The organism is Neorhizobium sp. T7_12, from assembly GCF_002968535.1.
Lineage (GTDB): Bacteria > Pseudomonadota > Alphaproteobacteria > Rhizobiales > Rhizobiaceae > Neorhizobium > Neorhizobium tomejilense.
Genome location: NZ_PVBK01000052.1, coordinates 1 through 768 on the forward strand (window position 1 = coordinate 1; position 768 = coordinate 768).

Sequence of the window (768 nt, forward strand, 5' to 3'; positions counted from 1 at the left end):
TGAAATCTCCTTGGGCAGATCAGCGAAGGGAGGGGGAGGGGCGGAGTGCATGGCGGCCGTCGCCAAGCAGAAATTGCGCGATAGACAGGACGATGAGGTAGAGTGGATATTCCCAACCGCCGTTCGGCGCGTTGAACACCCACCCATTGCCGCCATGCGCCCAGATGATCGCGCCGAGAAGTGCCGGGATCAGGGCCACGGCCACCCAACGCGCATAGATGCCGAGAACCAGCATCGTGCCGCCCACGGCTTCGGCGGCAAAGGTCCCATAAGCCAGCCATCCGGGCAGGCCGATGGACTCGAAATAGCCCGCCGTACCGGCAAGGCCGAAGGTGAACAGCTTGAGCGCGATGGAATGGGCGAGATACATCACGCCGAGGCTGACGCGCAGCAGCGTTGCCCCGTAGTCCGTTAATTGCTCTTGGGTCATGAAAAACGATCTCCGATTATAGATGTACTTGCATCTATATGAGGGCTTGCCTTGTCCGTCAAGATACATGTATCTGCATCTATGTCCGATTGTTCAGATACCAAAGCACAGGAGCCCTCTCCCGCCATCACGCGGGCTTGGGTGCGTCTCATGCGCGCCCAGCAGCTCGTGCTTGGCGCGATCGAGCAGGATTTAAAGGCGGCCGATCTTCCCCCGCTTGGCTGGTATGACGTGCTGCTGGAGCTGTCGCGGGCCGAGGGTGGTCGCTTGCGGCCCTACGAGATCGAGGAGCGCACCCTCTTGGCGCAGCACAATCTTTCCCGGCTTCTCGACCGAAT

Annotated in this window: 2 protein-coding genes; one reads left to right on the forward strand and one right to left on the reverse strand. The window is 60.4% G+C overall.

The window, feature by feature from the left end; translation table 11 throughout:
- Positions 1 to 19: 19 nt before the first annotated feature.
- Entirely contained in the window at positions 20 to 430 is a 411-nt protein-coding gene (locus C5J26_RS32395; RefSeq protein WP_105405493.1) for a DoxX family protein, read from the reverse strand.
- A gap of 81 nt (positions 431 to 511) precedes the next feature.
- Here C5J26_RS32395 and C5J26_RS32400 point away from each other — a divergent pair.
- On the forward strand, positions 512 to 768 hold a 257-nt coding region (locus C5J26_RS32400; RefSeq protein WP_172746240.1), incomplete at its 3' end, for a MarR family transcriptional regulator.